Annotated in this window: 2 protein-coding genes; both read right to left on the bottom strand. The window is 69.4% G+C overall.

Features of this window, described 5'->3' with window-relative positions; translation table 11 throughout:
* Positions 1-139: 139 nt before the first annotated feature.
* A complete protein-coding gene (locus tag I0Q12_RS31175) occupies positions 140-3,850 on the bottom strand; it encodes a multifunctional oxoglutarate decarboxylase/oxoglutarate dehydrogenase thiamine pyrophosphate-binding subunit/dihydrolipoyllysine-residue succinyltransferase subunit (RefSeq protein ID WP_197257876.1) in 3,711 nt (1,236 codons plus the stop codon).
* A 108-nt stretch (positions 3,851-3,958) separates the two neighbouring features.
* A partial coding sequence (locus I0Q12_RS31170) for an ABC transporter ATP-binding protein (RefSeq protein ID WP_197257874.1) occupies positions 3,959-7,790 on the bottom strand: 3,832 nt, incomplete at its 5' end.

Here is a 7,790-nt window from a genome sequence, read left to right as displayed (position 1 = left end):
CGGAGGGGGAGCGCAGGCCGCAGAGGGCAGGCCGCAGAACGGCGCGAACCGGGCCGGCCCGCCCCGAAGGGCAGGCACGACCCGGCTCGCATGAGAACCGTCTTTCGAAGAAAGGCGGGGTGTGCCGAGAAGGTGCGGGCTACCGCGCGAACGCCTTCTCGATGATCTCCTGCTGCTCGACCGCGTGGACCTTGCTCGAGCCCGACGACGGCGCGGACATCGAACGACGCGACACCCGCTTGATGCCGGTGAGCTTCTCCGGCAGCAGTTCCGGCAGCGCCAGGCCCAGGAACGGCCACGCACCCTGGTTCGCCGGCTCTTCCTGCACCCAGAAGAACTCGGTGGCGTTCGGGTACTGGTCGAGGGTCTCGGCGATGCGACGACGCGGCACCGGGTACAGCTGCTCGATGCGGACGATCGCGATGTCCTCGCGGTTCTCCTTCTGCTTCTTCGCGAGCAGCTCCCAGTAGAGCTTGCCGGAGGTCAGCAGGATGCGGGTCGCCTTGGTGCGGTCGGCGGTGCCGTTCTCGTAGGGGACCTCTTCCAGCAGCGAGCGGAACTTGCCCTGGGTGAAGTCCTCGACGTTGCTGACCGCGGCCTTGTTGCGGAGCATCGACTTCGGCGTGAACACCACGAGCGGGCGGCGGATGCCGTCGAGGTGGTGACGACGCAGCAGGTGGAAGTAGCTGGCCGGAGTCGACGGAACCGCCACGGTCATCGAACCCTCGGCGCACAGCTGCAGCCAGCGCTCGATACGGCCGGACGTGTGGTCCGGGCCCTGCCCCTCGTGGCCGTGCGGCAGCAGCATCACGACGTCGGAGAGCTGGCCCCACTTGGCCTCACCGGACGAGATGAACTCGTCGATGATCGACTGCGCACCGTTGACGAAGTCGCCGAACTGCGCCTCCCACAGCACCAGCGCGTCGGGGTTGCCCACCGAGTAGCCGTACTCGAAGCCCAGGCCCGCGAACTCGGTCAGCGCCGAGTCGTACACCATGAAGCGACCACCGTTGCCGGCCTGCGCGGCCAGCGTGGCGAGCGGGTTGTACTCGTCGCCCGTCTTGCGGTCGATGAGCACCGAGTGACGCTGCGTGAACGTGCCGCGGCGCGAGTCCTGACCGGCCAGGCGCACCAGCGCGCCCTGCTCGGCGAGCGAACCGAACGCGAGCAGTTCCGCGAAGGCCCAGTCGATGTTGCCCTCGCGCGCCATCTCGCGGCGCTTCTCGATGACCGGCTTGACGCGCGGGTGCACGTTGAAGCCCTCGGGAACGTTCGCGAACTGGTCACCGATGCGCTCGAGCACCGACTTGTCCACGGCGGTGGTCAGGCGCGGCGCCGGCGTCTGGTCCAGCTCGACCGACTCCGACGGTTCCGGCTTGTACTTCTCGAGCTCGCGGACCTCGTTGAACACGCGTTCCAGCTGGCCCTGGTAGTCCCGCAGGGCGTCTTCCGCTTCCTTGAGCGAGATGTCGCCGCGGCCGATGAGGGCCTCGGTGTAGCTCTTGCGGACGCTGCGCTTGGTGTCGATCACGTCGTACATGGCCGGCTGCGTCATCGACGGGTCGTCGCCCTCGTTGTGGCCGCGGCGGCGGTAGCAGATCATGTCGATCACGACGTCCTTGTGGAACTTCTCGCGGAAGTCCACGGCGAGCTGCGCAACCCAGACGCACGCCTCCGGATCGTCGCCGTTGACGTGGAAGATCGGCGCGCCGATCATCTTCGCGACGTCGGTGCAGTACTCCGACGACCGCGAGTGTTCCGGCGCGGTCGTGAAGCCGACCTGGTTGTTGACGACGATGTGCACGGTGCCGCCGGTGCGGTACCCGCGCAGCAGCGCCAGATTCAGCGTCTCGGCGACGACACCCTGACCGGCGAACGCGGCGTCGCCGTGCAGCAGCAGCGGCAGGACGGTGAAGCCGTCCTCACCCTTGTCGAGGATGTCCTGCTTGGCGCGGACCAGGCCCTCGAGGACCGGGTTCACGGCTTCGAGGTGCGACGGGTTCGCGGTCAGCGAGACCTTGATGTCGTTCTCGCCGAACATCTGGATGTAGGTGCCCTCGGCGCCGAGGTGGTACTTCACGTCGCCGGAGCCGTGCGCGGCGGCCGGGTTCAGGTTGCCCTCGAACTCGGTGAAGATCTTCGAGTACGGCTTGCCGACGATGTTGGCGAGCACGTTGAGGCGACCGCGGTGCGGCATCGCGATGGCGACCTCGTCGAGCTGGTGCTCGGCGGCCTGGTCGATGATCGAGTCCATCATCGGGATGACCGACTCGGCGCCCTCGAGCGAGAACCGCTTCTGGCCGACGTACTTGGTCTGGAGGAACGTCTCGAAGGCCTCGGCGGCGTTGAGGCGGCTCAGGATGTACTTCTGCTGCGCGACCGTCGGCTTGACGTGATGCGCCTCGACCCGCTCCTGCAGCCACTGCTGCTGCTCCGGCTCGAGGATGTGCGTGTACTCGATGCCGACGTGGCGGCAGTACGCGTCACGCAGCACCGACAGCACGTCGCGCAGCTTCATGCGCTGCTGGCCGTGGAAGCCGCCGACGTTGAACTCGCGGTCGAGGTCCCACAGGGTCAGGTCGTGCGTGGTGACGTCGAGGTCCGGGTGCGAGCGGAACTTGTCCTTGACGAACTGCAGCGGGTCGGTGTCGGCCATGAGGTGGCCGCGGCTGCGGTACGCCGCGATCAGCTCGAGCACGCGGGTGCTCTTGTCGACCGCGCCCTCGGGCACGTCCTTGCGCCAGCGGACCGGCTCGTAAGGGATGTGGAGGGTGTGGAAGATCTCGTCGTAGAAATCGTCGGAGATCAGCAGCTCGTGAACGGTCTTGAGGAACTCGCCGGACTCGGCGCCCTGGATGACCCGGTGGTCGTAGGTCGAGGTGAGGGTCAGCAGCTTGCCGACGCCCAGTTCCGCGATGCGCTCGTCGGAAGCACCCTGGAACTCGGCCGGGTACTCCATCGCGCCGGCGCCGATGATGGCGCCCTGACCGGCCATCAGGCGCGGCACCGAGTGCACGGTGCCGATGCCGCCGGGGTTGGTCAGCGAGATCGTCACACCGGAGAAGTCGTCACCGGTGAGCTTACCGTCGCGGGCGCGGCGGACGATGTCCTCGTACGCCGAGTAGAACTGTGCGAAATTCATGGTTTCGCAGTTCTTGATCGCGGCGACCACGAGCGAACGTTGTCCGTTCTTGCCCGGCAGGTCGATCGCGAGACCGAGGTTGGTGTGCGCCGGCGTCACCAGGTTCGGCTTGCCGTCGATCTCGGCGTAGTGGTTGTTCATGTTCGGGAACGCCTTGACCGCCTGGACCAGGGCGTAACCGAGCAGATGCGTGAACGAGACCTTGCCGCCCCGGGTACGGGCGAGGTGGTTGTTGATGACGATCCGGTTGTCGAACATCAGCTTCGCAGGGATGGCGCGAACGCTGGTGGCGGTGGGGATCGAGAGCGAGGCGTTCATGTTCTTCGCGACAGCGGCAGCGGCACCGCGGAGAACCTTCTTCTCCTCGGCGGCGGCCTTGTCGGAAGAGGGTGCAGCCGGCTTCGGGGCAGCAGCTGCGGGCTTCGCCGGCGCGGCGGCCGGAGCCGCGGCCTTCGGAGCGGGTGCTGCCTTCGGTGCGGGAGCCGGTGCGGGCGTCGGGGCGGGAGCCGTCGCAGTGGCGGTCGGAGCGGTAGCGGTGGCGGTCTCGATGCCGTTTGCACCACCTGCGACCGCTGTTTCGGGGGAATAATCTGTCAGGAATTCGTGCCAACTCGCGTCCACGGACGAAGGATCGTCCTGAAAGCGCTGGTACATCTCGTCAACCAACCACTGGTTCTGACCGAACTGTGATGTAGAGCTGCTGCTCACGGCAGTTGTTCGCCTCGTTTCTTTCTTCGGTACCCGATCGGAGCGCCTGTATTCATGAGGCTATCCCGTGCGTGCGGCGATCGTAATTGATCGAACATGCGGCGAGATCTACCTCACAATTTGTGCTTCGACTTCGACGGGGTCTCCATCGATGACGGTTCTCGACGACCGATTATTCCCTGCGCGGGTTTCGGCCGCATCACAGAGGGTCTGGTATACGCCGCCCGCGTAACGCAGCTCCGCGTGCGGCCCGGTTTCGACGATCCGCCCCCCGTCGACCACCACGACGCGGTCGGCGCGGGCCGCGGTTCCCAGCCGATGCGCGACCACCACGGCGGTCCGGGAACGCGCGACCTTCTCGCCGGCCTCGAGAACGGCCCGTTCGGTGCCCGGATCGAGGGTCGCGGTCGCCTCGTCGAGAAGCAGCAGGTCGGGATCGACGAGTTCGGCGCGGGCCAGCGCGACCAGCTGCCGCTGGCCCGCGGACAGACCCTGGCCGCGTTCGCCGACCGGATGGTGCATTCCGCCGGACAGGGTCGCGATCATGCCCAGCGCACCGACCGCGCGGGCCGCGGCCTCGATGTCGGCGCGGTCCGCGTCGGGACGGCCGTACGCGATGTTGCTCGCGACGGTGCCCGTGAACAGGTGGGCCTCCTGCGGCACGACACCGAGCCGGCCGCGGTAGTCGGCGAGCCGATAGTCGCGCAGGTCGACCCCGTCGACGCGCACCGAACCGGAGGTCGGATCGTAGAAGCGGGCGAGGAGCTTGACCACGGTGGACTTGCCGGCGCCGGTGCGGCCGACGAGCGCGACCGTCGTACCCGCCGGGATGTGCAGTTCGACGTCGGTGAGCGCGTCGGTCTCGGCGCCGGCGTACCGGAAACCGACGTCGTCGAGGTGCACGTCGCCGCGCAGGTGCCCGGTCACCGGCACCGAGCCGGGCGGACCGGCCTCCAGCGAACTCTCGGTGCGCAGCAGGTCGCCGATGCGGCGCAGCCCGACGCGGGCCTGCTGATAGCCGTCGAACACCTGCGACAGCTGCTGGATCGGGCCGAACAGCAGGCTCAGGTACAGCACGAACGCCACCAGCACACCCGGCGTCGCCTCACCCGCCGCGACCTCCCGGGCGCCGACGTACACGACCGCAGCCAGCGCCAGGTCCGACAGCATCGTGATGAACGGGAAGTACAGGGAGATCGCCCGCTGCGAGCGCATGCGGCTGCGACGGTAGGCGTCGGCGCGTTCGGCGAACCGCTGGGCGGCGAACGCCTCCCGCCGATAGGCCTGCGCGGCACGCAGACCGGTGACGTTCTCCTGGAAATCCGCGTTTACGATCGAGATGCGCTCGCGCGAGATCGCGTACGCCGACGACGACACCTTCCGGAACCAGAAGGTCGCGATCAGCAGCGGCGGCACCACCGCCAGCGCCACCAGCCCGAGCGAGACGTCGGTGACCAGCAGCGCCACGGAGATGCCGGTGACGGTGAGCACGCTGACCACCGCGGTCGACAGACCGGTCTGGATGAACGACGACAGCGCGTCGACGTCCGTCGTCATCCGGGTCATGATCCGCCCGGACAGTTCCCGCTCGTAGTAGTCGAGTCCGAGCCGCTGCAGATGCGCGTAGCTGCGCACCCGCAACCCGAACAGCACCCGTTCCCCGGCCCGGGCGGTGAGCACCGTCAGCACCGCCACCACCGCCCAGCCGAGCAGCGCGAGCAGCACCCCGGCGCCGACCGCGGCCCACAACCGGGCGGGATCGCCGGGCGTGACGCCCTGGTCGACGGCGTACTGCACGATCGAGGGGAACCCGATCGAGGTGAGGGATTCGACGATCAGGCACAGCACGACCGCGCCGAGCAGCAACCGGACGGGCCGCAGCGTCGTCCACAGCCGGAACCTCGGATCGGGGCGGCGCAGCGCCCGGGACTGCAGGTCGCGATGCCGGCCCGGGGTTTCGGTGGCCGGGGGCAGCGCCGCCACCGCGGCCCGGAGTTCCGGGGTGGGTGCGACGGAACCGAGCGCCCCGCTCATCGGGCCGCCGCCACCGCGTCCGCCACCGCCGGGGCCGCCGCCGCCCGGACCACCGCCGGGACCTGCCAGGGCAGGAGAGGCGGGGGACCTGCCGGCCTCGTCCGGGTCGGCCGTCACCTCCGGCCACAGCTGCTCGGCCGACGGTTCGGGCCCGGAGGCGAGGGGAGCGGTGTCGGGGTCGTCGTCGCCGGTGCCGGTGAGCAGCGCCCGGAACAGCGCATTGCGTTCCTCGAGTTCCTCCGCGGTCCCGACGTCGACGATGCGGCCCTCGTCGAGAACCGCCACCCGATCCGCGAGCGACAGGGTCGAGCGGCGGTGCGCGAGCACGAGGGTGGTGCGCCCACGCTGGGCGCGCAGCGCCGCGAAGATCGCGGCCTCGGTTTCGGCGTCGACGGCGGAGGTCGCATCGTCGAGGATCAGCACCCGCGGATCCAGCAGCAGCGCCCGGGCCAGCGCGACCCGCTGCCGCTGCCCGCCGGACAGGGTCAGGCCGCGTTCCCCGACGACGGTGTCGTATCCGTCCGGCAGGTTCTCGACGAATTCGTCCGCGCGGGCCGCGACCGCGGCGGCCCGGATCTCGTCGGGGGTGGCGTCGGGCCGGCCCAGCGCGATGTTCGCGGCGATCGTGTCGGAGAACAGGAACGGTTCGTCGAACACGAGGCCGACGGCTTCACGCAGCTCGTCGCTGCGCAGCGAGCGCACGTCCAGCTCGAAGTCGTCGCCGGTCAGGCTCACCGACCCGGCGTCCGGCGCGTAGAAGCGCGGCAGCAGCAGCGACAGGGCGGTCTTGCCGGACCCGGCCGGGCCGACCACGGCGACGGTTTCGCCGGGAGTCACCTCGAGATCCACGCCGCGCAGCACGTCGCGACCGGGTTCGAATCCGAAGGTGACGTCGCGCAGCGCCAGCCCGAGCGGACCGGCGGGCAGCGGCACCGGGTGCGGCGGGTCCGCGACGTCGGGTTCGGCGTCGATCACTTCGTAGACGCGTTCGACGGCGGCGCGCGAGAGCTGCGCCATGATGATCACCGACGACAGCGTGCGGGTCGTCGCGCTCATCGTCGCCAGGTACGCGGTGAACGCGAGGAACGTGCCGACCGTCACGGTGCCGTGCAGCGCCAGCCACCCGCCGAGCGCGATGGTCGCGACCAGGCCGAGCTGCGGGATCGCACCCATCGGGGCGGTGAACCGGGCATTGACGCGGGCCGCGCGCATCCGTTCGGCGTACAGCGCCAGGCCGTGCCGTTCGAGCTGGTCGACCGCGCGGTCCTCCTGGCCGAAGCCCTTGACGACGCGCACACCGGTGACGGTTTCCTCGACGTGCTGGGCCAGGTCGGCGGCGCGTTGCTGCGCGGACCAGGTCGCGGCGAACAGTTTCGGCCGCACGGTCCGGACGATCAGCGCGATGACCGGCACGGTAACGAGGGCGATGAGGGTCAGCAGCGGCGACAGTACCGCCATGATGACCAGCGCCAATACGAACTGCAGCAGGGCGCCCGCCGACATCGGCACCATCGCGAGCAGTCCCTGGACGAGCTGCAGATCGGTGATCGAGCGGGACACGACCTGTCCGGTGCGGATCTGGTCCTGGCCGCGTCCGTCGAGCCGCTGCAGCGACCCGAGCAGCCGCAGCCGCAGGTCGTGCTGGACGTTCAGCGACAGCTGTCCGGCGAGCATCCGGCGCCCGTACTGGCAGCCGAACCGGACCAGTGCACCACCGGCGATTCCGGCGGCCGCGACCCCGATCAGGTGCAGGTCGGCGCCCTGCGGGTGGGTGGCGCTGTCGAGTGCGAGTTTCGTCAGGAGCGGGAAGCCGATGTCGATGAGCGCGGCGACGACCGTCGCCAGCAGTGCGCCGATGGCGACGGCACGATGGCGGAAGGATTCGGTGCTCAGTCGGCGGATCCAG

Source organism: Rhodococcus sp. CX, from assembly GCF_015865005.1.
Classification (GTDB): domain Bacteria; phylum Actinomycetota; class Actinomycetes; order Mycobacteriales; family Mycobacteriaceae; genus Rhodococcus.
This window is presented reverse-complemented; position numbering and strand designations above follow the sequence as displayed.